The following is a 26619-nucleotide window of genomic DNA, read 5'->3' on the forward strand; positions in this document are numbered from 1 at the left end:
TGACGGCATGGCGATGAAGCGCTACGACGGTCCGGTCCGGGCAGTCGTCCTGGACTGGGCCGGGACAGTGGTGGATTTCGGCAGCCGGGCGCCGATGGGCGTGTTCGTGGCCGCTTTCGGAGCGGCCGGGGTCGATATCGGCATCGACGAGGCCAAGCCGTTCATGGGCCTGCCCAAGCGCGACCATATCCGGGCGATCGCCGCCCTGCCCGACGTCGCCCGGCGCTGGGAGCAGACCCACGGGCGTCCCATGACGGACGGCGACATCGATACGCTGCACGCGCGCCTGCTGCCGCTCAACCTGGAAACCGCCGCCGGCCATGCCAGCCTGATCCCCGGTGCCCGCAACACGCTGACTCAACTGCGCCAGCGCGGCATCAGGATCGGATCGACCACCGGCTACGGCCGCACCGTGATGGACGTGCTGATGCCGGCTGCCGCCGCGGAGGGCTTCACGCCGGACTGCGTCGTCTGCACGGACGATGTGCCGACAGGCCGTCCCTCGCCGCTGATGTGCTTCCGCGCCATGGTGGAACTGGATGTCTGGCCGGCTGCCGCCTGCGTCAAGGTGGACGACACCGTTCCCGGCATTGAGGAAGGCTTGGGCGCCGGCATGTGGACCGTCGCGGTGGCCCTGACCGGCAACGAACTGGGGCTTTCGGTCGAGGAACTGGCCGCGCTGTCGGAAGACGACCTGAAGGCGAAACGCACCGCCGCCTACGATCGCCTGCGCGCGGGCGGCGCCCACTACGTCATCGACGGGATCGGCAACCTGATACCCGTGATAGAGGACATCGAACGCCGTCTGGCCCTGGGGTCCGTCCCATAAGGCGAAGAGAGTCGGTATCCCCTCACTTCCTCGTACCGAACACGCCGACCTCGTCCCCGACCTTCAGCCCCAGCACGCCGTCCGCCCGCCCCTGGTTGACCGCGATCTCCGCCAATCCGTTGCCATTCTCGTACCAGATCGCTTCCCCCACCGGCACGTCGCCGAAGGTTCGCGCCCGCGCTATCCGCCTGCCGCCGGCTTCCAGCTCCACCCCATCCCCCAGGACGGCGGCGCGCAGGCCGGTCAGCGCGTTGCCGTAGACATCCACATAGACGATGCGGTCCAGGTCGTCGGGCCAGTCCGGGCGGCGGATCCGCTCCACCGGCACCGGCGTCCCCGGCGGCGGCTCGCCCAGCGCCAGCCGTGCCGCCACCGGGGCGAACAGGTCACGGCCATGGAAACTGGCGGACATCACACCAGGGCGCCAGTCGATGGTCCAGGCCTCCACCGAATCCGCCCGCCGCACCACCAGTTCGAACAGGCCGTTGTCCGGCCCGACATACCAGCGGCCGTCGGCGCGCACGCACAGCGGCAGCCGGTCGGTGCCGACGCCGGGATCGACGACGCCCAGCAGGACGCCGCCCTCCGGCACGGCGCCGCGGTAGGCCCCCAGCAGATAGGCGGACAGGCGGGGCTGGAACGCGGGTGCGTCCGCGAACAGGTCAATCACCGGCATGGCCGGAGCATGGCTCGCCAGCACGGCCTTCATCTGTCCGGTATAAGGACCCGACAGGCCGAAATCAGTGAATAGTAAAATCATCGGCAACGCCCCTGCAACATTACGCCTTGTGATGCACTTGTAAACGGCAAGAACTTAAGCATATCTGTCAATAAGCATTTCGGTCATCAAATAAATGTCGGGATATGTCAATATGAACACCTGTTCAATGTCAGGGCAATATAGCGGAGTGCCGGCATGACCAGATCGATCATGCGATGGTTCCTGATCGTCCCCCTGCTGGCCGCAACCCTCGTTTTCCCCTACGCGGCGCGTGCCGCGGCGCCGCCGGCAAACATCCCCTTCGCCGTCGTCACGACCACCTCGCAGGTGGCGGACCTCGTCCGCATGACGGCAGGCGACCGTGCCTCGGTCACGGGACTGATGGGCGAAGGGGTCGACCCGCACACCTATAAGCTGACCCGTTCCGACGTAGCGAAGCTGGCGGCGGCCGATATCGTCTTCTACAGCGGGCTGCTGCTGGAGGGGAAGATCATCGACGCGCTGACCCGGATGGGCGGTTCCGGCAAGCCGGTCCATGCCGTGGCCGACCGGCTCGATCCGGCAAGGCTGCTGACGCCCGACGGTTTCGACGGCAATGCCGACCCGCATGTCTGGATGGACGTGCCGCTGTGGATCATGGCGCTGAACTTGGTCCGCGACCGCTTGATCGAATTCGATCCCGCCGGCGCCGACCGTTACCGGGAGAACGCCGCCGGGTACGCCGCGAAGCTGGCGCGGCTCGACGCCTATGCGAAGGAAACGCTCGCCGGCATCCCCGAACGGTCGCGCGTGCTGGTCACGGCCCATGACGCCTTCAACTATCTGGGCCGCGCCTATGGCCTGGAGGTGCGGGGCATCCAGGGTATCAGCACCGAGTCGGAAGCAGGATTGCGCGAGATCGAAGGGCTGGTGGACCTGCTGGTGGATAGAAAAATCGGCGCCGTCTTCATCGAGACCAGCGTGTCGGAACGGAATATCCGGGCGCTGATCGACGGCGCCGCGGCGCGCGGCCATCGGGTGACGATCGGCGGCTCGCTATATTCCGATGCTATGGGCACGCCCGGAACCTATGAAGGGACCTATGTCGGCATGATCGACCACAACGTCACGACCATCGCCCAGGCGCTCGGCGGCAATCCTCCGGCGCAGGGTTTCGAAGGCCGCCTCGCGGCGCTGGCGCGGTGATGGACATGCTGTTCTCCCTTCGCTCCGGACAGAAGCCCGGCGACGGACCGGCGGCGCCGGCCAGCCCGCTCGAGGTCCGCGACCTCACCGTCGCCTATAACCGCAAGCCGGTCCTGTGGTCGGTCGACTACACCGCCCCGTCGCAAGGGCTGATCGCCATCGTCGGCCCCAACGGCGCCGGCAAGTCCACCTTCGTCAAGGCCTGCCTGGGGCTGGTGCCCTCGGTCTCCGGCTCGGTCAAGGTCTATGGCAGCCCGCTCGGCAAGCGCCGCTCGCTGATCGGCTACGTCCCCCAGCGCGAGAGCGTGGACTGGGACTTCCCGGCTTCCGCCCTCGACGTCGCTGCGATGGGCCGCTACGGCATGATCGGCTGGTGCCGGCCGGTCGGCCGCGCCCATCGGGAAGCGGCCCGGGCCTGCCTGGACCGCGTCGGCATGGCGGATTTCGCCGACCGCCAGATCGGCCAGCTTTCCGGCGGCCAGCAGCAGCGCGTCTTCCTGGCCCGCGCCCTGGCCCAGGAAGCGCGGATCTATTTCATGGACGAACCCTTCGCCGGCGTCGACGCCGCGACCGAGCGGGCCGTCATCCAGGTCCTGCGCGACCTCGACTCCGCCGGCCGCACGGTGATCTGCGTCCACCACGACCTCCAGACGGTCGCCGACTACTTCGACCACGTGCTACTGCTCAATACCCGTGTGGTCGCCGCCGGACCGGTCGGATCGACGCTGAACGCCGAGACGCTGCACCGGACCTATGGCGGGCGGCTGGGCCCCGCCGACGTGCCGGGCGTGCGCAAACACGTGGCGGAAGCCGGGGCCGCGTGACATGATCCCCGACGAGATCCTCGCCACGCTGACCCTGCGCGCCGGCTTCAACTCCGCGGTGGTAGTCGCCGGAACGGCCTGCCTGGGGGTGGCGGCCGGGGTGATCGGCAGCTTCATGCTGCTGCGCAAGCGCGCCATGGTCAGCGATGCGCTGAGCCATGCGACGCTGCCCGGCATAGCGCTGGCCTTCCTGATCGCGACGGCGCTGGGCATGGAAGGCAGGAGCCTGCCGGTGCTGCTGGCCGGGGCGCTGTTCTCGGGCGTGCTCGGCGTGCTGGCGATCCAGGCGATCTCGCGCTTTACCAGACTGCCGGAAGACGCCGCGATCGGGGCCGTGCTCAGCGTCTTCTTCGGCGTCGGCGTCGTCCTGCTGAGCCACATCCAGACGCTCGCCACCGGCAACCAGGCCGGGCTGAAGACCTTCATCCTGGGCCAGACCGCCGCCATGAACCGGAACGAGGCAATGGCCATCGCCGGGCTGGCGCTGGCGGCGCTCGCGGCCTGCGTGCTGCTGTTCAAGGAGTTCCGGCTGCTCTGCTTCGATCCCGGCTTCGCCGCCGGCCAGGGCTGGCCGACGGTGCGGATCGACCTGACGCTGATGGGCCTGACGACCCTGGTCACCGTGATCGGGCTCCAGACCGTCGGCCTGATCCTGATCATAGCCCTGCTGATCGTGCCGCCGGCGGCGGCCCGTTTCTGGACCGAGAAGCTATGGGCGATGCTGGTCATCGCGGCCGTCCTGGGAGGCATCAGCGGCTGGCTCGGCGCCAGCCTGTCGGCGCTGGTGCCGCGCCTGCCGGCCGGCGCCGTGATCGTGCTGGTGGCGGGCTCGCTGTTCCTGTTCAGCTTCCTGTTCGCCCCGGCGCGCGGCGTCGTCGCCACGGCATGGCGGCAGGCCCGCCTGCGCCTCGCCTATGCCGAGCAGGCGGCGCTCACCGGCTTGCTGCACGGCCGGCCCCCCGCGTCCGGCGGGATGGACACGTGGCTCAGGGTCCGGGGCATGGTCCGGGATAGCGCATTGACGGCGCGCGGACGGGATGCCGCCCGGTCATCCGAGCGCAACCGCCGCCTGTGGGAGCGTTTCCTGATCCATTACCCGACGCTGGTGCCGGGACGGGCCAACTGGGGCATCGACCCGATCGACCGGGTGCTGCCGCGCGACCTCGTCCTCGAGCTGGAAAGTCTTCCGGAGCAGCTTTCGCCATGATGAGCCTGCCATGATGACCTCACAGGAATTCCTCCAGATCGACCTGCCGGCCATGACGGCCGCGGTGCTCGCCTGCGTGTCCTGCGCGTTGGTCGGCAACTTCCTGGTGCTCCGGCGCCAGAGCATGATGGGCGACGCCATCAGCCACGCGATCCTGCCCGGCATCGTCATGGGCTTCCTGGTCACCGGTAGCCGGGCCGGCCTGCCGGTCATCCTGGGCGCGCTGGCGGCGGCCGTGCTCGCCGGCGTCCTGATCGAGGCGGTCCGCCGTCTGGGCCGGCTCGACGGCGGGGCGGCGATGGGCGTGGTCTTCACCGTGATGTTCGCGGGCGGCGTGGTTCTGATCGAGCAGGGCGCCGCCCGCGCGGTCGACCTGGACGCCGACTGCGTCCTCTACGGCCAGCTCGAAGCCATCCTGTGGCTGGCGCCGTCGGGCTGGTCCGATCTGGCCGATCCCGCGGTCTGGACCGAATTGCCGCATCAGGTCGTCGTCCTGGCGGCCGTGACGCTGCTGTGCGTCGTCTGCGTCACCCTGTTCTACAAGGAACTGGCGCTGACCTCGTTCGATCCACACCTCGCGACGACGCTGGGCTACCCGGCCGGGCTGTTCCATTACGGCGTCGTCGTGCTGGTGGCGGTCGCGGCCATCGCCTCGTTCGAAGCGGTCGGGTCGATTCTGGTCGTTGCCATGCTGATCTGCCCCGCCGCGACCGCGCGGCTGCTGACCGACCGGCTGCCGGTCCAGCTCTGGCTCAGCGTCGGGATCGGCGGCGCCACCGGCGCCGGCGGCTATCTGCTGGGCGCCTTTGGTCCGACGGTCCTGATGGGAGAGCCGGCCGATGCCCTGAACGCGGCGGGCATGATCGCCACGCTGGCGGGCGTCCTGCTGACGGCGGCCATCCTGTTCGCCCCGCGTCACGGCATCCTCGGCCGGCGGCGCTCTGCCCTTCGCCTCGGTCCCGACGATCCCCATGGCGCGGAGCGCAACGATGTTGTCTCAAATGCGGTGACCCGTTAGGCTGTGGTGCCGTCAGACCGACGGTTGAACAACCTGACCATCTATGACCAGTTTAGTCGAGCAGTACAGCCGATCCCGGCGCCTGTTGCGCCGCTCAGCCCTTGCCGCCGTCGCGGGTATCCTGGCTATCGGCATCGTCTGGCTGCCTTCGCAGGAGGGTCCTGTCCAGCTTGCGCTGAAGATCGGCTGTACGATCGCCCTGTGGGCCATCGTGCTGATCGAGCTTGCCGTCACCGGTCACCGGGTCCGGCAGGCCCGTACGGCGGAACGCCGGGCCGAGCATACCCGGCAGTTGCTGGCCGAAGCGCTCGACGTACTGCCCCAGGCCATCGCGGTCTTCGATCCCGCCGACCGTCCCGTGCTCGTCAACCAGCGCTATGCCGAGCTGCAAGGCTCGCTGTCGCCGTTTTCCGGTGGTGCTGACACGGCGGGCGATGGCGAGCGTTCACTGCCGGACGGGCGCTGGATCAGGATGGACGGGCACCGCACCCGCAACGGCTACCGGATCGCCGTCAGTAGCGACGTGACCGAGCTGAAGCGCCAGAAGGCGGAACTGGCCCGGCGGTCGCGCCTGCTCGAGATGACGCTGAACGCATCCGACCGGGGCGTGTGCATCTGGGGCGCCGACGGCCGCCTGACGATGTCGAACGCACAGGCCGCCCGCCTGCTCGACCTGCCGGCCGACCTGCTGACGGCCGGATGCCCCTTCGCCGAGTTCCAGGCATTCCTCGCGGCGCGCGGCGAGGAGGCCCTGGCCGGTGCCGCCGAGCCGGCGCCGTCCGAGTCGCCGCGCATTCCGGTCCGGTACGAATATGTCCGCCCGGACGGCCACGTGCTCGACGTGTTCGGCGCCGGCATGCCGGATGGTGGCCGGATGGTCTGCTACAGCGACGTCACGGCCTACCGCAGGGTGGAACGCGACCTGCGCGAGGCGGAGGAGCGGTTCCGCCGCCTGGCTTCGGCCACGCGGGAAGGCGTACTGGTCCATGACGGGAACGTCATCATCGACGCCAACGACGCGGCTCTGGTTCTGCTCGACCGCCCGCTCGCCGACCTGATCGGGCGCTCCGCCGAACGGCTGATCGCGCCGGCCGACTACGCGGCGCTGCGCGAGACCTTCGAGTGCGGCAGGATGCAGCACCGCGAGGCGTGGTTCCTGCGGCCCGACGGCAGCCGCATCCTATGCGAGGTTTCCCAGCGGCTCGTTCCCCAGAGCGGGCGCTTCGCCGGGATCCTGACCTTCCACGACATAACCGGCTACCGCTGGGTCGAGGACCAGCTGAGGGCGGCACGGCAGCGGGCGGAAACGGAAAGACGGGCCGGCTCCGATTTCCTGGCCGTCGTCGGCAAGGGACTGCGGACTTCGCTGCGCGGCGTCCTGGACGTGCTTCGCCAGCTGTCGGAAGGACAATTGGCCGCCGACCAGAGGGACCGGGTCCAGGCGGTCCGGAAGTCGGTCCAGACCATGGCCGCCACCCTCGCCGAAGTCGAGGATCTCGCCCGGATAGAGAGCGGCGCGCGGCAGATCGCCGACAACGACTTCAACCTGATCGATCTGGTCGAGAGCGTCGTGGCTCCGCAGGCGGCCCAGGCGACGGCCAAGGGCATCGATCTGGTATCGTCGGTGGCGGCCGATGTCCCCCGCTCGGTGCGCGGCGATGCCGGGCGGCTGCGCCAGGTGCTGACGACCCTGATCGGAAACGCCGTCAAGTTCACCGAACAGGGAGGCGTCTCGCTGAGCCTGACCGCCTCCAGGGCCGAGGGCGGCGCCATGACGGAGCTGCGCTTCGACGTGGCCGACACGGGTATCGGCATCACGGCCGCGAACCACGCGCGCATCCTGGACGGAGCCGCCGGCAACGGGATGGCGCTTGCCATCGCCAGACGCCTGATCGAGCTGATGGGAGGCACCATCGGCTTCGACAGCGCTCCCGGCATCGGCACCCACTTCTGGTTCGTGGTCACCCTGGAATGCAGGACTGAGGACGGCGACGGCGGCCACGACTTCAGCGGCCTGCGCGTTCTTCTGATCGAGGGCAACGGCGCCAGCCGCAAGGCGCTCACGCGGCAGCTCGCCTCCTGGAACGCCGCCGTCCAGGCCGTACCGGATGGGGCCGCGGCCCTGGCCGCCGCAACCTTGATCCCCGCAGCTTCGGCGACCGGGGAGGGGACGGTCCGGCCCACTCCGTTCGATGTCGCCTTGATCGACAGCCATGACGCGGACCTGCCGGTCACGGCACTCGCCCGCCGCCTGCGCGACGCGGGCATCGTTCACCTGATCCTGCTCTGCCCGCCCGGCCACCCGGTCGAATGGCATCACCTGGAAGCGGCCGGTTTCTCATCCGTCCTGCGCAAGCCGGCGAGGCAGGCGATGCTGGCGGCGGCGCTGGGCGGCGAGCGGGTGATCGAACTCGGGCTGCCGGACGCCGCCCACGCGGATCGTGCGGGGCCGGGATGGGACGGCTTCGGCGATCCGGGCAAGGACGATGCGCCAAAGGCCACGGACGACGCGCGGAGACTGCTGCTGGTTGAAGACAGCGTGACCAACCAACTGGTGGCCGGCACCCTGCTGAAGATCGCCGGCTTCCGGGTGGAAGTGGCGTCGAACGGCATGGAAGCCATTGCCGCGGTCAAGTCCAAGCCCTTCGATCTGGTGCTGATGGATATCGCCATGCCGGAAATGGACGGCATCGCCGCGACGAGGGCGATCCGCGCCCTGCCGGCGCCCGCAGGCAGGATTCCGATCATCGCCATGACGGCCAACGCCATGGTCGGCGACCGCGAACGCTTCCTGGAAGCCGGCATGAACGACTATGTGCCCAAGCCGATCGAGCGCCCCTACCTACTCGCGACCATAGCCCGCTGGCTACCGGCCGCGCCGGCCGTGGTACGGCCGCAAGGTTCCGCTTCCGATCAGGGTACCGCCGCGGGCGCCGCTTCCCCGCTCGACATGGCCTTGGACATCGGCGTGCTGGAACAGCTGCGGCACGACCTGGACGACATCGTCCTGCCCGACCTAATCGAGGCGTTCCTGGCCGAAGCGCGGCTGCGGAGCAGGCGCATGGCCGATGCCGCGGCCGTCGGCGACATGACCGTGATCGAACGGGAGGCCCATACCCTGAAAAGCTCCGCCAGCACCTTCGGCGCCGCACGTCTGGCTGAGGCGGTCAAGACGCTGGAACGGACCTGCCGATCGGAAGAACCGGCGGAGACGAACCTGCTGTGCGGCGAGATCCTGGCACTGGTCGAGGAAGCCGCCGGCGCTTACCGGGCCCTGGGGGTGGTGGCGGCCGGGGACGCCGTGGAAAGCGGCACTCAGGACAGGCAAACCTGAGGTTCAGATCATCCGGGCATATGAAAAGGGGGAAGGCGCCGGCCCTCCCCCCTGCTTGCCGATAACTGTATTCTACAGTTTGAATCCGGCGGTAGATTTCAATGATGGAGTCGATGCGGAAAACTCGATACGGCTCAATCAGCCAGACTGATGTTCACGGCCGCTTCCTTGCCGTTATTGCCGCGCGCCAGTTCATAGCTGACTTTCTGGCCTTCGTTCAGACTGCGGATACCTGAACGTTCAAGAGCGGAGATATGGACGAAGACATCCTTGACCCCGTTCTCCGGAGCGATGAATCCATAACCTTTGGTCGAATTGAACCACTTCACCGTGCCAGTCGCCATGACTGAAACTCCCTGATCGTCCTAGGCCAGTAATGCCGGATCTTTTTTCAGTCGTTCCGGCTGTTGTGTCGGGCCGAAGCCTGACGTCGTAGTCGATGGTGGAGCAGCCCGTCGCAAGAACTTGAATTGACGTAGCAAAGATCCAAACCATGGATAACTTAAGACTACGCTAACGATTCAATCTTAGCCGCACAAGACCAGAATTCATGGATATATCTTTTTCGTCTATAAAGTATAGTACTGAGTGGTCAATCTATGTCTAAAGAACACAGACCATGTATAGTGATCGACTGCGTTGCATGAAATGCCTGGATTTACAAGTTGGATTAAAATTTAAACGAACACATGGTTTGAACGGGAATTTGCAGACTGACCTTGGTCAGGCGCGTCCTTCGGCTTCCCAAGCCATCCGCTTTCGGTAGATGGTCGAAGCGCTGATCTCCAGGAGCGCCGCCGCGCGCGGGATATTGCCGTCGCATGCGGCGATGGCTTCTTCGATGGCTTCCTTTTCGACCTGCCAGAGCGGCCGGACCTGACGCGGCTCGGGTGCCGCATGGGTCATGACGGCGACGCCGCGCTGCCCCGCCGCATGCTGGCCGAAAACCCCGCCCTGCTCCGCCAGCCCCGGTCCGCCGCCATGTCCGGCCCCGTGGGCCACCGCGGCAAGCGCCCGCTGTTGCGGATACAGGCTCTGGGCGGACTGGTTCAGGGGGGACGGCAGCATCGACAGCATAACCTGATCGCCGTCATGAAGGACGACGACGTTGCGGATCACGTTCTGGAGTTGGCGGACGTTGCCGGGCCAGGAATAGGCCCGGAATACCTGTTCCACATCGGGGTGGAAGCGGCTGAAGCTTTTGCCCTCCTCGGCGGCGTAATCGAGCAGGAACTGATGGGCGATCGACAGGACGTCGTCCTCCCGCTCGCGCAGCGGCGGCAGGTGGACCGGGATGACGTGCAGCCTGTAGTAAAGGTCCTCGCGGAAGCGGCCCTCCTCGACCTCGCGCAGCGGGTCGCGGTTGGTAGCACACAGGATGCGCAGGTCGACCTTGTCCAGCTTGGTGCCGCCGACCTTCTGGAAGGTGCCGGTCTGGATGAAGCGGAGCAGCTTGGTTTGAAGCCCCGGCTCCATCTCGCAGATCTCGTCCAGGAACAGGGTGCCGCCATTGGCCCGCGCCGCCGCCCCCTCACGGTCGGCCACGGCGCCGGTGAAGGCTCCCTTCACATGGCCGAAGATCTCGCTTTCCATCAGCTCCTTCGGGATGGCGCCGCAGTTGATCGCCACGAAGGGATTGTCGCGGCGGGGGCTCTGCCGGTGGATCGCCTCCGCGCAGACTTCCTTGCCGGTGCCGGACTCGCCGGTGATGAAGACGGTGGCCCGGCTGGACGCGGCACTGTCGATGATCCGGTAGACGCCCTGCATCGCGAGCGAACTGCCGATGAAGCCGTGGAAGCGGCTGCGCGCCAGTTCCTCGGCGTAGGTGTCGACGATCTGGGCGAGCCGCAGCCGCTCGACCGCGTTGCGTACCGTCACCATCAGCCGGTCGGCGGTGAACGGCTTGACGACGAAGTCGTAGGCGCCGTAGCGCATCGCCTCGACCGCCACGTTGACGGAGGCATGGGCGGTGATGATGACGACCGCGGTCGGGATCTGCTGGCCCGAAACGTATTTCAGGATCTCCATGCCGTTGATGTCGGGCAGTTGGAGATCCAGCAGCACGACCTCGGGCGGTGCCTCCCGCAGCGCGTCGAGAGCGGCGGCGCCGGTCTCGACGGCAGTGACCGTGAAAGCCGCCTTCTTGAGGTACTCGGTATAGACACGCGCCAGCGACGGCGTATCTTCAACCAGCAAAACCTTTGCGTTAGCGATAATTTTCGGTCCCGAAAACTAAGATTGATGCAATCGGAGAATACCTGATTCTGCTGATCGGGAGCAATCTTCCAAGGCTGCGGCATCCTTGACGGATACTTCGTTTAGACATCGAACTGCTCATGCGATACCTATTTGCGAGAGAGTCTCAAAAGACACAAAAAGCGGCAAATACAACAAGTTCAGGGTGGAAGAATGCGTCTGACGAACAAGATCGCCATCGTTACCGGGGCCGGTTCGGGCTTCGGAGAGGGCATCGCCCGGACCTTCGCGCGCGAGGGCGCGCAGGTCCTGATCAACGATCTGGACGAGGAAAAGGGCCGCAGTGTGGCCGACTCGATAAATAGTTCGGGCGACGGGACCGGTCGGGGCCAAGCGATGTTCTTCGGCGCCGACGTGACCGACGACCCCGCGGTCGCGGCGATGGTCGCAGCCGCCGAGGACCGGTTCGGCGGGCTGGACATCATGGTCAACAACGCCGGCTACACCCATCGCAACAAGCCGATGCTGGAAGTCACCGACGACGAGTTCGACCGCATCTTCGCTGTCAACGTGAAGGCGCTGTTCCTGGCCGCCCGTCATGCCGTGCCGGCCCTGCGGCGGCGGGGCGGCGGCGTCATCCTGACGACGGCGTCCACGGCGGGGCTGCGGCCCCGGCCCGGGCTGACGTGGTACAACAGCTCCAAGGGGGCCGCGATAACGGCCACCAAGAGCATGGCGGTGGAACTGGCGCCCCTGAAGATCCGCGTCAACGCGCTGTGCCCGGTGATCGGCGAAACCGGCATGACCGGCGACTTCATGGGCGAGGATACGCCCGAGAAGCGGCGCCAGTTCATCTCCGGCATTCCGCTCGGCCGCATGAGCCGCCCCGACGATATCGCCAACGCCGCGCTGTGGCTGGCTTCGGACGAGGCCGAGTTCATCACCGGCGTAGCGCTGGAGGTGGATGGCGGACGCTGCGTCTAGGCCTGGACCCATGCAGGCCGGCTTGCGCCGGCCCGCATGAAAGCCCCGCGAGAGCCCTGTAAAACCCGGAGCCGAAGAGTTTGACCGGCGCTCCGGAAATTGTTGGGCCACGGCCCAACCTACGAAGCAGGAGCCTGTAGGTTGGGCCGTGGCCCAACAAACACTGACCATACAAGTCAATGTCTTCGGCCCCTGGTATAAGGGCCTCGCCCAAAACCTAAAGCCAGCCCCGGCGGCGGAAGTACAGCAGCGGCAGGATCGCCGACAGCACCATCAGGCCCAGCGCCAGCGGATAGCCCCAGGGCTTGTCCAGTTCCGGCATGAAGTGGAAGTTCATGCCGTAGATGCTGGCGATCAGGGTCGGCGGCAGGAAGACGACCGCGACGACCGAAAAGATCTTGATGATCGCGTTCTGCTCGATGTTGATGACGCCCAGCGTGGCGTCGAGCAGGAAGTTGGTCTGCTGGCTCAGATAGCCGGCATGCTCGCCCAGCGACCGCAGATCTCGGTTCAGGCTCTTCAGCAGCGCCTTCTGTTCCTTGTTCAGGCGCCCGGTGCTGATGGTCGCCAGATATGTAGCCAGCCGGTCCAGCCCTGCCAGACTGTCGCGGACCTTGTTGGTCAGGTCGCCGACCCTGCCGATGTCGCGCATCACCTCGCGCAGCGCATCCGGCTTCTTCGCCGCTTCCTTCGACTTGGCCGGCAGCGGGTCGTCGAAGACCCGCCGGCCGATGCCGTCCAGCCGGCTGCCGATCAGCTCCAGCAGGTCGGCCACCCGGCCGACGACGGCGTCCAGCAGTCCCAGCAGCGCCGCCTCGGCGCCGGCTATCAGTTCCGGCTGGCGGTTGAGCCGGCTGGCGAAGGTCTCGATGCTCTTGGGTTCGACGTAACGGACGGTGACCAAGTAGCCGCCCTTTGTGGTGCCGTTGGTCAGGATGAAGGTCACCACCCCCAGGCCGGGATACTCGGTATCAGCCCGCGTGATGACCGGCGTGGTCAGGTAGATGCTGCCGTTCTCGACATAGAGACGGCTGGAGACCTCGATCTCCTTCATCTCCTCGTGGGTCGGCAGGTCGATGCCGACCATGCCGGCGATGGCGGCCCGCTCCTCCTCGGTCGGATGCAGCATGTCGATCCAGACGGTGCCGGCGGGAAGGATCTGTCCGGTATCGATCGTCCGCCCGAACGACCTGCCGCCATCCTGTCCGTATGTGGTGATCATGCCTCTGCGTCGTCGGGTGCGGCGATGCCGTTCTGGCGGCGGGTGGCGGTCAGCGTATTAAGCAGCAGACAGGCGATGGTCATCGGGCCGACTCCTCCGGGCACGGGCGTTATGGCGCCCGCCACCTCGGCGGCACCGGCGAAATCGACGTCGCCGACCAGCCTCGTCTTGCCCTCGGCGGCACCGGCCACGCGGTTGATGCCGACATCGATGACGGTCGCACCCGGCTTGATCCAGTCGCCGCGCACCATCTCCGGCCGCCCGACGGCCGCCACCAGGATGTCCGCGCGCCGGCATTCCGCGGCAAGGTCCCGGGTGCGGGAATGGGCCACGGTGACCGTGCAGTCCGCCGCCAGCAGCAGGCTCGCCATCGGCTTGCCGACGATGCCGGAGCGGCCGAGCACCAGCGCCCGCAGCCCCCTGAGGTCGCCGACCGTGTCGCGCAGCAGCATCATGCAGCCAAGCGGCGTGCAGGGGACCAGGCCGGGGAGCCCCAGCGCCAGCCGGCCGGCGTTCTCGACATGGAAACCGTCGACGTCCTTGGCCGGGTCGATCGTCGCGATGACGACCGCCGGATCGATCTGGCGGGGCAGCGGCAACTGCACCAGGATGCCGTTGACGGCGGGGTCGCGGTTCAGTCGTTCGACCAGCGCCACCAGCGTCGCCTGATCGACCGTATCGGGCAGCTTGTGCTCGAACGATTGCATTCCGGCGGCCAGCGTCGCCTGTCCCTTGTTGCGGACATAGACCTGGCTGGCCGGGTCGTTGCCCACCAGCACGACCGCGAGGCCCGGCTCCACCCCATGCGATTCCTTGAGGGCCGCCACCTGGGCGGCGATCCGGGTACGGAGGTCGAGGGCGAAGCCCTTGCCGTCGATGATGCGTGCCTTGGTCATGTCTTCGTCTTCCGGCAGGGTCGTCAGGTAACTGGGCGGTTCAGGTATCGGTTCGGATGACGCCGCCATGGCTCAGCCGGGCCATCAGGTCGGCGGCATCGCCGGCGACATGGACGATCTTGTTGCGGTCGGTCGCTCCGGCAACCAGCGAAATGGAGGATTTGGCAATCCCCCACTCCTTCGCCAACAGCTTGATCAGCGCTTCGTTCGCCTTGCCGGCTTCCGGTACGGCGGTCACCATGACCTTCAGCACCGTCTCGCCCTGTCCCGACGAGGCAATGCCGGCGATGGCATTGCGCGACGCCTTGGGCGTCAGCCGGACCGCTATCCGGACGCCGTCGGCGACCGGCTTGAATGGCATCAAAACAGCAACCCGTACTCGCGCATCAGGTTGCGGATGAAGAAGATGATCAGGATGACGATGATCGGCGAGAGATCCAGCCCGCCCAGGTTGGGCAGGATACGCCTGAGCGGCGCCAGAACCGGCTCGGTCACGCGATAGAGAAAGTCGCCGATCACGTAGACCGCGCGGTTGCGGGTGTTCACCACGTTGAAGGCGACGAGCCAGCTCAGGATCGCCGAGGCGATCAGGATCCAGACGTACAGCCCCAGGATGGTGTCGATCAGCATGAAGAAGGATTGCATGGTCTACCGGGCCAAGGGGTCAAAAAAATGCGCTGCACCCTACCCTTACGGCCAGCGGGAGGCAAGCGTTGCGCTAGGACTCGCCTTCGCTGGGTCCCATGCCGGAGAGCCCACCGGAAGCCGGTATCCGAACCTCGTCATACAGTCCTTGACAGCACGGTTTCCGCCTACCAATATGCGCCCCGTTCACCGCTTGACCCTGTGCGGTGAAGGATCGGGTGTGGGGCCGTAGCTCAGCTGGGAGAGCGACGCGTTCGCAATGCGTAGGTCGGGAGTTCGATCCTCCTCGGCTCCACCAATCCTCAAGCGTCCACTGGCGACGCTAAAACCTCTCAGTCTTCGTCTTCCATATCGGGATACTGTTCTGGAGCCTGACCGACCGAAGCGAGAATCTTCGGGTACCGGGCTCTCGGCACTTTCTGCCCCATGCCGACCAGCTCGACGCGGAAGCGCCACTCGTCCCCATAGTCGAACAGGAAGGTCATTTTTCGGCCGACCTTGGGGAATCCCTGAATCACCGTCGTACGCTTGACGCTCAGGGAACCGTCGGCTTCACCCAAATCGGCGAACAATTCGTAGCGGGGTTTCGCATCGAAAATGTTGCCGGTCAGCTTGGGAAAGAAGCCGAACGCGTGGTCGAGGTCGAAGCCATAGGCCTACACGATAGCTCCCGCGAGATCGTAGAGCGTCTGGTCGGCCGGAAGCTCGATGTCCCGGTAGAGCTCCGGCTCCAGCGAAACACGGAATATGCACGTGCCGGTTTCAGCCATCGTCACCCTCCTGTCTAAGCTCTTACCAATCCCCGGAGCAAGGGACGGTGATTTCATCGGAATGCGTCGGCCGTCATTTGGTGACGGTGCCAGGAAGCCTGTGTGCGCTTCATATCGGCGATCGTCCGGCCGCAGTTCATCCCGAGTTTATGTTGATAGCTAATGGTTACATACGTCTGTATTGTCGATTGAGAACGGAACGACAATGACCGAGCAATTTTCCGGATCCGCCGTGGCTCGCACCGACGTCACGACGACGATACAACTTGGCTTCTCATGAAAACAGCCTATGCAGTCTCGTGATCTTCCCTCCAGAAGGAAACTGCGGTCACTTTTCGGATTCTGGAAGTCGCGACTCGAACAAGACCGGCTGCCCAAGCGCACGGCCTTCAGCCCTGAAGAATTTCAGCCCTGGATGGGAAATATCGGGATCGTCGGAGTCGAGCGCGACTCCAGGGTCGAACGCGATTCCGGAGTCGAGCGCGGTCCGCTCCGGTTCCGCCTGCGTCTGATCGGACTGGAAATCGTCGCCTATGACGGTGCCGATTTCACGGGACGCTATCTCGACGAAGTCCTGAAGCCGCCCGTCGACAAGGTCGTGCTGCGTCAGTACGAGGATTGCGCCGAATCGGGCCGGCCCATGGCGTTCAGCTATCGGACTTCGGGCTTCGGTCGTTTCGAAGCCGGCATCGACAAGCTGTTCCTGCCGTTCTCCGACGGCGGCGAGACGGTGTCGCACATCTTCGTATGCCTCTACGCGTCCTTCATCGATCCATGGTCGGACGAACGGGCGACCATCCAGGACTACGAACGGGACGGCGGAACCGTGGCCTTCGATCCCTCGGAACTCTGAGCCCCACAAGACGAAGCGCCGGGCTCCGCCGCCCCTGATGGGACGGAAGAACCCGGCGCTTCGTGCAGCCGGCGCTATATGCGTGGATCAGAAGTCCAGGCGCGTGCCGACGATGAAGACATAGCCTTCGTTGCTGACCGAGGCGGTGTTGGGAGCGGCGCGGAGTTCCTCGTCGATGTACATGAACTCCGTCTGGACGACCAGACCGGGCGCCAGGGTGTAGGCGGCGCCGACACCGTAGGCTTGGTAGTCGCTGGCATAGGTGCCGCCGGCGCCCTTGTAGCCCTCGGCATCCATGTAGCTGGCGCCGACCGCGACAGGACCGGCGGTGTAGCTGATGCCGGCGTGCCAGACCGACTGGTCGGCCCCGGTGCTGCCGGTCGTCACGTTGAAGTCGTCGGCATCGACATAGCCGCCGCCGACCAGGAAGCCGCCGAAGCCGACCTGGGCGCCGACGTTCCAAGCCGTGAAGTCTTCCAGCTCGGTGCCCGCCACCGCGTCGCCCTTGCCGCTGGCGCTCGACACAGTGGCGCCCAAGGCCACCGAGAAGCCGGAGAACTCACCGGTATAGTTGACGCCGCCTTCGAGCCAGTCCTTGTAGCCGACCGTATCCTTGAACTGGACGACGTTCTGCGCCTGGCTGTCGCTTTCCGGCGTATAGCTGATGCCGGCCTGGAAGCCCGCGAAGCGCGGGGTCAGGTACATGGCCTTGGTCGCATCGCCCGAGTTGGGGATGTGGATGCCGAAGGCGGGCTGACCGCCGAAGTCGAGGCCCGAAACCGGGTCCGTGACCGACGCGAAGTCGCCGTAGTCGCCGTCGATCTGCTCGATGCCGACCAGCGGAGCATAGATCTTCAGGGTGTCGGCGGCGCCGTCGAAGTCGCCCAGTTCGATACGGCCCCAGGTGCCGCCCAGATAGACCGAAGCCTCGTCGGTGCCGACGCCGGTCGCACCCCCGCCGCCAGTGCTGTTCTGCAGCTCGATCTTGGCGCCGTAAAGGAGGCCGTTGTCGGCCTTGCCGTCGGCACGGACGACGATTTCGGTCTCGAGTTCAAACTCGCGGTTGGTACGGTTCGATGAGTCGTCGTCGTAGAAGCCCGCGAAGAACTCAGTGTAACCGCCCAGGGACACGGTGATCTGTGCCTGTGCAACCGACGCGAACAGCATACCGCCCGCAAGCGCGGTACCAGTGAGAAGGATACGCTTCATGTGTCTGCCCCGTCCAAAATTTGTTATCCCGTCGCGGCCATTGAGTTTATTACTTCCGCGTCGGTCGCCTTATTGATGCGCAATATCCAAAAATCTAAAAGTCCGAATTTTCGTGACATTCTAAAATCCGGGTATTCGTGATTAATTAGTAACATAATTCTATTGGGTTATTTCTTTTAGGGTAATAGAACGGCCGTTCAGGCCATAAGTCATAATTGACTTAATGTATATCACCTGATCCGGGTCAGTCATATACGGGTCACGGCGTTTGACAGCCGAGCCGCCGACGCGTCATATTCCAGGGAAACAAGAGGCCTGACCGAGCCATGCATCGCTTTGCAAATCCCGCGCGTTTCCTGCGGATATCCAACGCCGTCCTGCCGTGGGCGGCGGGCATCACCGTCGTCCTGATGATCGCCGGGCTATATCTGTCGCTGGTCGCGTCGCCGGCCGACTATCAGCAGGGCGACACGGTTCGGATCATGTATATCCACGTGCCGTCCGCCTGGATGGCGCTGTTCATCTATACGAACATGGCGATCGCGGCCGCCGTCGGTCTGGTCTGGAAGCACCCGCTGGCCGACCTGTTCACCAAGGCCGCGGCACCCATCGGCGCCGGCTTCACGGCGCTCTGCCTGATAACGGGCAGCCTGTGGGGCGAGCCGATGTGGGGCACGTGGTGGGTCTGGGACGCCCGGCTGACGAGCGTCCTGATCCTGTTCTTCCTGTATCTCGGTTACATGGCGCTGGTGAACGCCTTCGACGATCCGATCCGGGGCGCCAAGGCCGGCGCGATCCTGGTCCTGGTCGGCGTGGTCAACGTACCCATCATCAAGTTCTCGGTCGACTGGTGGAACACGCTGCACCAGCCGGCCAGCGTCGTCCGCATGGGCGGCCCGAGCATCGACCCCAGCATGCTGTGGCCGCTCCTGATAATGGGCTTCGCCTTCACCGGGTATTTCGTGACGGTCGTCCTGCTGCGCGTGCGCAGCGAGATCGCCGCCCGCAAGATCCAGACCCTGCGCCTGACCCAGGCGCAGGGGTAAAGACGGGCAGGCGCCGCTTGGCGCTTGCCCGTAAGATGCCGGCCATCAGATGCTGGGATCGAAAGATCTGCTGCGACTCGGACGCGACGCGTAGCGACCCCCGCCGATGACCGCCGCCGCCAGCACGCCAAGCCCGGCGACCGCCGCGACCGTCGCGAGCGGATGCATCGCGGCGGTGGTGTAGGCGCTGTGTTCGCGCACCAGCGCATGGCGTCCGCTCCGGTCCTGGCCGCCGCGGAAGCCGTGATACAGGTTGTCGCTGGAACGGCGCAGCGGGCCGCCGGCTTTTTGCAGGACGGGCAGCATCGCTTCCATGATCCGGTCGGTCAGGCGCGGCGCCACGCGTTCCGACAGGGAGATCAGCTTGCCGGCCCCGCCGACGATCAGGTCGCGCGTCGGATGCGCGGCCGTGTGCAGAACAGCGCGGGCGACCACTTCCGGCGCATAGACCGGCGGCGGGTTGAGCGGCTCGGCATTGGTCAGGCTGCGGGCATGCTCCTCGAACATGGTGTCGATCGCGGCGGGCTTGATCAGGGTGACCGACACGGGCGCTCCCTCCGCCTCCAGCTCCATGCGGAACGCGTTGGTGAAGCCCTGGACCGCATGCTTGGACGCGCAGTAGGCCGCCTGGAGCGGGATCGAGCGGTCGGACAGGACGCTGCCCAAATTGATCAGCGCGCCGCCATGGCGGCTAAGATGGGTGGCGGCGATTCGGGACCCGATCACGACCCCCCAGTAATTGGTCTCGAACAGTCGGCGCTGGTCCTCCAGCGGCGTGTCCTGCACCTTGCCGTAGATCGAGACGCCGGCATTGTTGATCCAGGTGTCGAACCCGCCGAACTCGCGCAACGTCGTCTCCGCGACGGCCATCATGGCGTCCTCGTCGGCGGCATCCGCCACGACGAAGATCGCTTCGCCGCCGTCGCGGCGGATATCCGTCTCGACCTCCCTCAGCGCCTTTTCGTCGCGCCCGACCAGCACGAGTCGCGCGCCGCGCTTCGCCGCCATCTTCGCCGTGACGAGGCCGATGCCGCTGGTGGCTCCGGTGATGACGATGATCTGGTCTTCAACGGGTTTCAGATGCACGCGCATGGAGTGCCTTTCGATGATGCGGACAGGGTCGCCGTGATGCTTCCACGGCTTTCTCCGTCGCGCCAACAGGGGAAGGGCCGGGACGGTTCCCGCTGTCAAGTTCCCGTGTCCGCCCAGCGGCCCGCCTTGTTTACCATCTGCCGCGCTGTCATATTGGCCGCAGACGGCCGGGTAGCGGTGTGCAAACGACTCGCATCGGCGCGACGCATGCGGCAAGGCGTCGCGATAAGGTGTCCCACCGGTATGCAGGGCCAAATTGACAATAGACCGAACGGGGCACCTTGCCCTTTATTCGGCGCATTCTGGTGGGAGGACTTGCTGGTGCAAGGACTGGCGGAGAGGACGGCGGACCGGATCGACCGGCTGGGCGTCGTGCTGAGGATCATCTGGCGGGACAATGGCTGAGTTCTTTTCGATGGGCGGCTACGCCGCCTATGTATGGCCGGCCTACGGCGTCGCGGCGGTCATTCTGGTGGCGATGCTGATCGTCAGCCTGCGCGGCCTGCGACGGCACGAAGCGCTGCTGAAAACCCTGGAAACGAGCCGGCCGCGCCGGAGGGAGCGGAGCCGACGCGCTCCCGTGTCCGCATCCGGGACAGTGCCGGCGGCTGAAGGACACGAAGGATGACCCGCAAGAAACGCCGCCTCTATATGCTGGGATTGGCCCTGCTCGGCCTCGGCACCGCCACTGCCCTGGCCCTGACCGCGTTCGAGGACAACCTAGTCTTCTTCTACAGCCCGTCCGATATCGCGGCCCAGCATGTCGGCGAACGCAGCTTCCGGTTGGGCGGCCTGGTCGAAGAGAACAGCGTCAAGCGGCTGCCCGACGGCCTGACGATCGAGTTCCGCGTCACCGATACGGCGCAGACAGTGCCGGTGACCTATTCCGGTATCGTCCCCGACCTGTTCCGCGAAGGCCAGGGCGTCGTCGCCGAAGGCCGGATGCGGCCCGACGGCGTCTTCGTCGCCCGCGAGGTGCTGGCGAAGCACGACGAGAACTACATGCCGCCGGAAGTGGCCGATGCGCTCAACCGCGCCGGCGCGCCGCAGCACGCGACGAAATCACTTGCGGAGCCGGTCAATCCGCTTGCCGAGCCTGTCTCCAAGACGGCCAAGGAATAGCGCCATGATCCCTGAAATCGGCCATTACGCCCTCGTCCTGGCGCTCTTCCTGGCGCTGGTTCAGTCGGTCATACCCCTGGTGGGGGCGGCGCGCGGCGACGCCGCCTGGATGGACGTGGCGAAACCGGCCGCGATCGGCCAGTTCGCCATGATCCTCGTCAGCTTCCTGGCGCTCACATATGCCTTTGTGGTGTCGGACTTCAGCGTCCTGAACGTGGTCCAGAACAGCCACTCGATGAAGCCGATGCTCTACAAGGTGGCAGGCGTCTGGGGCAACCACGAGGGATCGATGGTCCTGTGGGTGCTGATCCTCGCGATGTTCGGCGCTGCGGTGGCCTTGTTCGGCAGCAACCTGCCGCCGACCCTGAGGGCCCGCGTACTGTCGGTCCAGGCGATGATCGGCGTCGGTTTCCTGCTGTTCATCATCGCCACCAGCAACCCCTTCATCCGGGTCGATCCGGCGCCGCTGAACGGCACGGACCTCAACCCGCTGCTCCAGGACCCCGGTCTGGCGTTCCACCCGCCGTTCCTGTACTTCGGCTATGTCGGCTTCTCGATGGCGTTCTCCTTCGCCGTGGCCGCCCTCATCGAAGGCCGTATCGACCCCGCCTGGGCGCGCTGGGTGCGGCCCTGGACGCTGGCCGCATGGTCGGGCCTGACCCTCGGCATCGCCCTTGGGTCGTGGTGGGCCTATTATGAACTCGGCTGGGGCGGCTGGTGGTTCTGGGACCCGGTCGAAAACGCCTCCTTCATGCCATGGCTGGCAGGGACCGCGCTGCTGCACTCGGCGATCGTGGTGGAGAAGCGCGACGCGCTGAAGAGCTGGACCGTCCTGCTCGCCATCCTGACCTTCGTGCTGTCGCTGATCGGGACCTTCCTGGTGCGCTCCGGCGTGCTGACCTCGGTCCATGCCTTCGCGGTCGATCCGGCGCGCGGCGTCTTCATCCTACTGCTGCTGTCGGTCGCGACCATCGGCGCGCTGCTGCTGTATGCCATCCGCGCGCCGTCGATGAAGATGGGCGGTCTGTTCGCCCCGATCAGCCGGGAAGGCGCGCTGGTCCTGAACAACCTGCTGCTGTCCACCGCGACCGCCACCGTCTTCCTCGGCACGCTGTACCCGCTGTTCCTGGATGCGATCGACGCCGGCAAGGTCTCGGTCGGGCCGCCGTTCTTCAATTCGACCTTCATCCCGCTGATGGTGCCACTGATCGCCGCGATGTCGGTTGGTCCCCTGATGGCCTGGAAGCGCGCCGATCTGGCCGGCGCCCTGTCGCGCCTGAAGTTCGCGGCCGTCCTGACCGTCATCTGCGTGCTGGGCGCCCTGTACATGTATCAGGGCGGCCCGGTGCTGGCGCTGCTGGGCGTGGCGATGGCGGCCTGGGCCTTCTTCGGCGCGCTCGCCGAGTTCGCCGACCGCATTCGCCTGTTCCGGGCGCCGCTGGGCGAGAGCCTGCGCCGGGCGGGCGGGCTGCCGCGTTCCGCCTGGGGCATGACCATCGCCCATGCCGGCATGGGCATCGCGATTGCCGGCATGACCGGTTCGGCGGCCTGGATGACCGAGCGCATCCAGTTGATGCGGCCGGGCGACACGACCCAGATCGCGGGCTACGAACTCCGCTTCGACGAGGTCCACGAACGTTCCGTCGCCAACTATCAGGCCAAGACCTCGACCTTCACCGTCAGCCGCGACGGCAAGTTCGTCGCCACCCTCCACCCCGAGGAGCGCTGGTTCCCGGTTGCCCGGATGTCCACGACGGAGGCCGCGATCCGGACCAACTTCGTGTCCGACCTTTATGTCGTGCTCGGGCAGGAGCAGCAGGGCACCGGCGCCTACGCCACCCGCCTATACCACCATCCCCTGGTTCCCTGGATCTGGATCGGCTGCGTGGTCATGGTGGTCGGCGGCTGCGTCTCGCTCAGCGACCGGCGCTTCCGGATCGGCGTGCCGGAGAAGAAGCGCAACCGGCAGCCGGTTCCCCTGCCCGCCGAATGAGCCGACCCATAGCAGAGTGCCAGTGAAATGCGCCGCCTGATCTTCATCCTGCCGCTTGTACTGTTCGCCGTGCTGGCCGGTTACTTCGCCCTGGGGCTGACGCGCGACCCGTCCGTCGTGCCGTCCGCCCTGATCGACAAGCCGGTGCCCGAGTTCACCCTGCCGCCACTGCTCAAGGACGGTGAGGGTCTGGCGAGCGCCGACCTTAAGGGCAAGGTCCAGCTCGTCAACGTCTTCGCGTCGTGGTGCGTGCCATGCCGGATCGAGCATCCCGTGCTGATGCGGCTGGCCAAGGAGCAGGGCATCACGGTCAAGGCGATCAACTACAAGGACAAGCCGGAGGACGCCGTCCGCTGGCTGAACCAGGGCGGCAATCCCTACAGCGCCATCGGCGCCGACCAGGATGGCCGCGTCTCGATCAACTGGGGCGTCTACGGCGTGCCGGAAACCTACGTGATCGATGCCCAGGGCCGCATCCGCTACAAGGTCGTCGGCCCCGTCATGCCGGACGAGGTCGAGCGCCACATCCTGCCGCTGATCAAGGAGCTTCAGGGATGAAACGCTTCCTTGGCGTTGCAGCCGCTGCCCTCTTCCTGGGCCTCGCCTCCCCGGCTTTCGCGGTCCAGCCGGACGAGGTCCTGAAGGACCCGGCGATGGAGGCCCGCGCCCGCGAGATCAGCAAGGAACTGCGCTGCCTCGTCTGCCAGAACCAGTCGATCGACGACAGCAACGCTCCCCTTGCCCGCGACCTGCGCGTGCTGGTCCGCGAAAGACTGGTGGCCGGCGACGACGACTCCGGCGTGCTGGGCTACATAACGGCTCGCTACGGCGACTACGTCCTGCTGCGTCCGCCGTTCAAGGCCAGCACCTATGTGCTTTGGATCGGTCCGGTGGTCGTGCTGCTGCTGGGAGCCGTGGGAGCGGCGCTGTTCCTGCGCGGCCGCAACCGCCCCGCCGCCGCCGGCGATACCGAGGCTCCGCTGACACCCGATGAACGCGCGCGGCTCGACAAGCTGCTGCGCGAGGATACCTGAAGAGATGCTGTTCTGGATCGTCGCCGCCGCGATGACGGCGGCCGTGACCGCCCTGGTGCTGACCCCGCTGCTGCGCAACCGCCAGACCGGTGGAGCCTTGCCCGGACCGCGCGCCGCCTATGACATGGAAGTCTACCGCGACCAGCTGGCCGAGCTTGAGCGCGACCTTGCGCGCGGCGTCATCGACAACCGTCAGGCCCAGGCCGCCCGGACCGAGATCGGCCGCCGCATGCTGGCGGTGGCGGAGGAAGGCAAGCGCGAGACCGCATCGCCCGGCGCCTCTTCCGGCAAGGCCAGCCGGGCGGTTGCACTGGCGCTGTGCGTGGTGATCCCCGTCGGCGCGCTTGCCGTCTATATCCCGACCGGCGAGCCCAACCTTCCCGGACAGCCCTTCGCGTCCCGTGAAACAAAGCCCGAGAACGGTGCGCCTGCCCAGGTGATGCAGGCCATCGCCAAGCTGGAACAGCACCTGAAGGACGAGCCGAACGACCTTCAGGGCTGGCTGCTGATGGGTCAGACCTACACCCGCATGAGCCGTTTCGACGACAGCGTGGAAGCCTACCGCCACGCTGTCGGCATCAGCCAGGGCAAGGAGCCCGGCATCCTTTCCTCCTATGCGGAAGCGATGATCGCCGCCAACCAGGGCATGGTGCCGGAAGAAGCGGCCCGTACCTTCGAGGCGGTGCTCCAGTCCGATCCCAACGACGCCCGCGCCCGCTACTATCTGGCGCTGGCGCGCGGACAGGCCGGCGACATGCGCGGCGCTCTCGACCGCTGGGTCGAACTGGCGGCGCAGAGCCCGGCCGATGCGCCGTGGCTGCCGACGGTTCGCCAGCGCATAACGGAGACGGCGGGGCAACTCGGCATCGACGTCGCCTCCGTCATGCCCCAGCCGCTCCCCGCCGCCCCGCAGGGCGAAGCCGCGGCACCGGCACCCGGTCCGACCCGCGAGCAGATGGCGGGCGCCGCCGACATGACGCCGGAGCAGCGCGAGGGGATGATCCGCAGCATGGTGGACGGCCTCGCCACCCGCCTGCGCGACAACCCGAACGACGCCGACGGCTGGCTGCGTCTCGGCCGCGCTTACAAGGTGCTGGGCGAACAGGACAAAGCGGTCGAGGCCCTGGCGTCCGGCGCCAAGGCCGCCCCCGGCCGCGTCGATGTGCTGATGGCCTATGCCGACGCCCTGATGGTCGCCGGCGGCGAGGAAGACGCCCCGCCCCCCTCCGCCGTCGCGGTCCTGCGCGAGGTTCTGGCCATCCAGCCCGACAACCCGCAGGCGCTCTGGTTCCTGGGCTTGGATGCCGCGCGGACCGCTAACAAGGGCGAAGCCTCCCAGCTCTGGGGCAAGCTGCTGACCCAGCTTCAGCCCGGCTCCCCCGAGCACGCCGAGGTTCAGTCCCGGCTAGACGGCCTGGCGCGGGGTGGGTGACCTTGAAAAACATATCCGAACGGGTACCGCCACAACCCTTCGGTTCGTTTTCTCGTTAAATTATCGGCGTACCGAAAATCGGGTTTGCGCCGCACCTGCGGCGCGGCTAGCCTGTTTCCTGTCCTTGGCACGAGTCAGAACGGAAGCATGGCCCTTTCCCAGTCCTCGCCGGATAACCTGAATCCAAGCCCCGTCCCTGGGGCCGCCGTCGTCGTCGAAGACCTTCATAAGCGGTTCGGCAAGCTTGAAGTCTTGAAGGGGGTCTCCCTGGTCGCCCACGAAGGCGACGTTATCTCCATGATCGGGTCGAGCGGATCGGGAAAAAGCACCTTCCTCCGCTGCATCAACCTGCTGGAGACGCCGGACGAGGGCCGCGTCTGGGTCAACGGCGAGCTGATCCGCATGAAGGAGGGCCGCCACGGCGCCGTTCCCGCCGACGCCCGCCAAGTCGACCGCATCCGTTCCCGCCTCGGCATGGTGTTCCAGAGCTTCAACCTCTGGACCCATATGACGGTGCTCCAGAACGTCATCGAGGCCCCGGTCCATGTGCTGGGCGTGCCCAAGCGCGAAGCGATCGAGCGGGCCGAGGCCCTGCTGGAGAAGGTCGGCCTTGCCGCCAAGGCATCCTCATATCCCAGCCATCTCTCCGGCGGCCAGCAGCAGCGGGTCGCCATCGCCCGCGCCCTTGCGATGCAGCCGAAGGTCATGCTGTTCGACGAGCCGACGTCGGCCCTCGACCCCGAACTGGTCGGCGAGGTCCTGCGCGTCATGCGCCAGCTCGCCGAGGAAGGCATGACGATGATCATCGTCACCCACGAGATGGGTTTCGCCCGCGAAGTGTCGAGCGAGGTCATCTTCCTGCACCAGGGCCGGATCGAGGAGCACGGCCCGCCGGATCAGGTGCTCGCCAATCCGCAATCCGACCGGTGCCGGCAGTTCCTCGCCCGCAATCTCTGATCCATCAATCCAATAAAAAAAGCTCAGCGACGAACGTCGATGAACAGGAG

26 protein-coding genes and 1 tRNA gene are annotated in these 26619 nt (G+C 66.3%); 17 read left to right on the forward strand and 10 right to left on the reverse strand.

The window, feature by feature from the left end:
* The first annotated feature begins 7 nt into the window (after positions 1–7).
* Entirely contained in the window at positions 8–829 is an 822-nt protein-coding gene (gene phnX, locus N826_RS11785) for a phosphonoacetaldehyde hydrolase (protein ID WP_211099261.1), read from the forward strand.
* Positions 830–851: 22 nt separating this feature from the next.
* Here the strand turns inward: phnX and N826_RS11790 are convergent, their stop codons facing one another.
* Positions 852–1589 (reverse strand): SAM hydrolase/SAM-dependent halogenase family protein, encoded by a 738-nt coding sequence (locus tag N826_RS11790; RefSeq protein WP_044428872.1) that lies wholly within the window; start codon positions 1587–1589, stop codon positions 852–854.
* A gap of 156 nt (positions 1590–1745) precedes the next feature.
* On the opposite strand from N826_RS11790, the gene N826_RS11795 reads away from it, so the two are divergent.
* Genes N826_RS11795 through N826_RS11815 form a run of 5 tightly spaced genes read left to right on the forward strand, consistent with a single transcriptional unit; the run spans position 1746 to position 9118 of the window.
* On the forward strand, positions 1746–2735 hold the full coding sequence (locus N826_RS11795; protein ID WP_052831091.1) for a metal ABC transporter solute-binding protein, Zn/Mn family: 990 nt from the start codon (positions 1746–1748) through the stop codon (positions 2733–2735).
* A 5-nt stretch (positions 2736–2740) separates the two neighbouring features.
* The gene (locus N826_RS11800) at positions 2741–3559 is read left to right on the forward strand and encodes a metal ABC transporter ATP-binding protein (protein ID WP_044429056.1); all 819 of its coding nucleotides are present in this window, start codon (positions 2741–2743) and stop codon (positions 3557–3559) included.
* 1 nt (position 3560) lies between these two features.
* Complete coding sequence (locus tag N826_RS11805) at positions 3561–4766, forward strand: metal ABC transporter permease (protein WP_044428875.1); 1206 nt, start codon at positions 3561–3563, stop codon at positions 4764–4766.
* Between the two features lie 10 nt (positions 4767–4776).
* Complete coding sequence (locus tag N826_RS11810; RefSeq protein ID WP_147040341.1) at positions 4777–5784, forward strand: metal ABC transporter permease; 1008 nt, start codon at positions 4777–4779, stop codon at positions 5782–5784.
* A gap of 43 nt (positions 5785–5827) precedes the next feature.
* On the forward strand, positions 5828–9118 hold the full coding sequence (locus N826_RS11815; protein ID WP_044428878.1) for a response regulator: 3291 nt from the start codon (positions 5828–5830) through the stop codon (positions 9116–9118).
* Between the two features lie 134 nt (positions 9119–9252).
* Here N826_RS11815 and N826_RS11820 read toward each other — a convergent pair whose 3' ends face one another.
* Both N826_RS11820 and N826_RS11825 read right to left on the reverse strand, forming a co-directional pair.
* Positions 9253–9462, reverse strand: coding sequence for a cold-shock protein (locus tag N826_RS11820; RefSeq protein ID WP_044428881.1), 210 nt, complete (start codon positions 9460–9462; stop codon positions 9253–9255).
* A 379-nt stretch (positions 9463–9841) separates the two neighbouring features.
* Positions 9842–11314, reverse strand: a complete 1473-nt coding sequence (locus N826_RS11825; RefSeq protein WP_308518232.1) for a sigma-54-dependent transcriptional regulator — start codon at positions 11312–11314, stop codon at positions 9842–9844.
* A 213-nt stretch (positions 11315–11527) separates the two neighbouring features.
* Between N826_RS11825 and N826_RS11830 the strand changes: the two genes are divergently transcribed.
* Positions 11528–12298, forward strand: coding sequence for an SDR family oxidoreductase (locus N826_RS11830; protein ID WP_044428886.1), 771 nt, complete (start codon positions 11528–11530; stop codon positions 12296–12298).
* Positions 12299–12515: 217 nt separating this feature from the next.
* Here N826_RS11830 and N826_RS11835 read toward each other — a convergent pair whose 3' ends face one another.
* Genes N826_RS11835 through N826_RS11850 form a run of 4 tightly spaced genes read right to left on the reverse strand, consistent with a single transcriptional unit; the run spans position 12516 to position 15061 of the window.
* Positions 12516–13520, reverse strand: coding sequence for a magnesium transporter CorA family protein (locus tag N826_RS11835; protein ID WP_044428888.1), 1005 nt, complete (start codon positions 13518–13520; stop codon positions 12516–12518).
* Positions 13517–14416 (reverse strand): bifunctional methylenetetrahydrofolate dehydrogenase/methenyltetrahydrofolate cyclohydrolase FolD, encoded by a 900-nt coding sequence (folD, locus tag N826_RS11840; RefSeq protein WP_044429063.1) that lies wholly within the window; start codon positions 14414–14416, stop codon positions 13517–13519. The genes N826_RS11835 and folD overlap by 4 nt, the downstream gene beginning before the upstream one ends.
* Before the next feature lie 40 nt (positions 14417–14456).
* Positions 14457–14777 (reverse strand): DUF167 family protein, encoded by a 321-nt coding sequence (locus N826_RS11845; RefSeq protein ID WP_044428890.1) that lies wholly within the window; start codon positions 14775–14777, stop codon positions 14457–14459.
* On the reverse strand, positions 14777–15061 hold the full coding sequence (locus N826_RS11850) for a YggT family protein (protein ID WP_044428892.1): 285 nt from the start codon (positions 15059–15061) through the stop codon (positions 14777–14779). Before N826_RS11850 ends, N826_RS11845 begins: the two co-directional genes overlap by 1 nt.
* Before the next feature lie 222 nt (positions 15062–15283).
* On the opposite strand from N826_RS11850, the gene N826_RS11855 reads away from it, so the two are divergent.
* Positions 15284–15359: transfer RNA gene (locus N826_RS11855), tRNA-Ala, on the forward strand.
* A gap of 34 nt (positions 15360–15393) precedes the next feature.
* Here the strand turns inward: N826_RS11855 and N826_RS44745 are convergent.
* The gene (locus tag N826_RS44745) at positions 15394–15621 is read right to left on the reverse strand and encodes an IS1096 element passenger TnpR family protein (protein WP_211099262.1); all 228 of its coding nucleotides are present in this window, start codon (positions 15619–15621) and stop codon (positions 15394–15396) included.
* A 625-nt stretch (positions 15622–16246) separates the two neighbouring features.
* Between N826_RS44745 and N826_RS11865 the strand changes: the two genes are divergently transcribed.
* Positions 16247–16684, forward strand: a complete 438-nt coding sequence (locus tag N826_RS11865; RefSeq protein ID WP_147040343.1) for a PAS domain-containing protein — start codon at positions 16247–16249, stop codon at positions 16682–16684.
* Between the two features lie 87 nt (positions 16685–16771).
* Here the strand turns inward: N826_RS11865 and N826_RS11870 are convergent, their stop codons facing one another.
* Complete coding sequence (locus tag N826_RS11870) at positions 16772–17893, reverse strand: porin (RefSeq protein WP_044428895.1); 1122 nt, start codon at positions 17891–17893, stop codon at positions 16772–16774.
* Positions 17894–18219: 326 nt separating this feature from the next.
* On the opposite strand from N826_RS11870, the gene N826_RS11875 reads away from it, so the two are divergent.
* Positions 18220–18939: a heme ABC transporter permease gene (locus N826_RS11875; protein WP_044428897.1), complete on the forward strand. Its 720-nt coding sequence runs from the start codon at positions 18220–18222 to the stop codon at positions 18937–18939.
* Between the two features lie 45 nt (positions 18940–18984).
* Here the strand turns inward: N826_RS11875 and N826_RS11880 are convergent, their stop codons facing one another.
* A complete protein-coding gene (locus N826_RS11880; RefSeq protein ID WP_044428898.1) occupies positions 18985–20031 on the reverse strand; it encodes an SDR family oxidoreductase in 1047 nt (348 codons plus the stop codon).
* A 397-nt stretch (positions 20032–20428) separates the two neighbouring features.
* Between N826_RS11880 and ccmD the strand changes: the two genes are divergently transcribed.
* The 7 genes from ccmD (at position 20429) to N826_RS11915 (ending at position 26569) form a co-directional block, all read left to right on the forward strand.
* Complete coding sequence (ccmD, locus tag N826_RS11885) at positions 20429–20659, forward strand: heme exporter protein CcmD (protein WP_044428900.1); 231 nt, start codon at positions 20429–20431, stop codon at positions 20657–20659.
* A complete protein-coding gene (gene ccmE, locus N826_RS11890; protein WP_044428901.1) occupies positions 20656–21153 on the forward strand; it encodes a cytochrome c maturation protein CcmE in 498 nt (165 codons plus the stop codon). The genes ccmD and ccmE overlap by 4 nt, the downstream gene beginning before the upstream one ends.
* Positions 21154–21157: 4 nt before the next feature.
* Positions 21158–23146, forward strand: a complete 1989-nt coding sequence (locus tag N826_RS11895) for a heme lyase CcmF/NrfE family subunit (RefSeq protein ID WP_044428902.1) — start codon at positions 21158–21160, stop codon at positions 23144–23146.
* A 27-nt stretch (positions 23147–23173) separates the two neighbouring features.
* Positions 23174–23704 (forward strand): DsbE family thiol:disulfide interchange protein, encoded by a 531-nt coding sequence (locus N826_RS11900; protein ID WP_044428903.1) that lies wholly within the window; start codon positions 23174–23176, stop codon positions 23702–23704.
* On the forward strand, positions 23701–24180 hold the full coding sequence (locus N826_RS11905) for a cytochrome c-type biogenesis protein (RefSeq protein ID WP_044428905.1): 480 nt from the start codon (positions 23701–23703) through the stop codon (positions 24178–24180). Before N826_RS11900 ends, N826_RS11905 begins: the two co-directional genes overlap by 4 nt.
* Before the next feature lie 4 nt (positions 24181–24184).
* Positions 24185–25612, forward strand: coding sequence for a c-type cytochrome biogenesis protein CcmI (gene ccmI / locus N826_RS11910; protein WP_044428906.1), 1428 nt, complete (start codon positions 24185–24187; stop codon positions 25610–25612).
* Positions 25613–25759: 147 nt separating this feature from the next.
* Positions 25760–26569 (forward strand): ABC transporter ATP-binding protein, encoded by an 810-nt coding sequence (locus tag N826_RS11915; protein ID WP_044428908.1) that lies wholly within the window; start codon positions 25760–25762, stop codon positions 26567–26569.
* The last annotated feature ends 50 nt before the right edge of the window (positions 26570–26619 follow it).

Source organism: Skermanella aerolata KACC 11604 (assembly GCF_000936425.1).
Classification (GTDB): Bacteria; Pseudomonadota; Alphaproteobacteria; order Azospirillales; family Azospirillaceae; genus Skermanella; species Skermanella aerolata.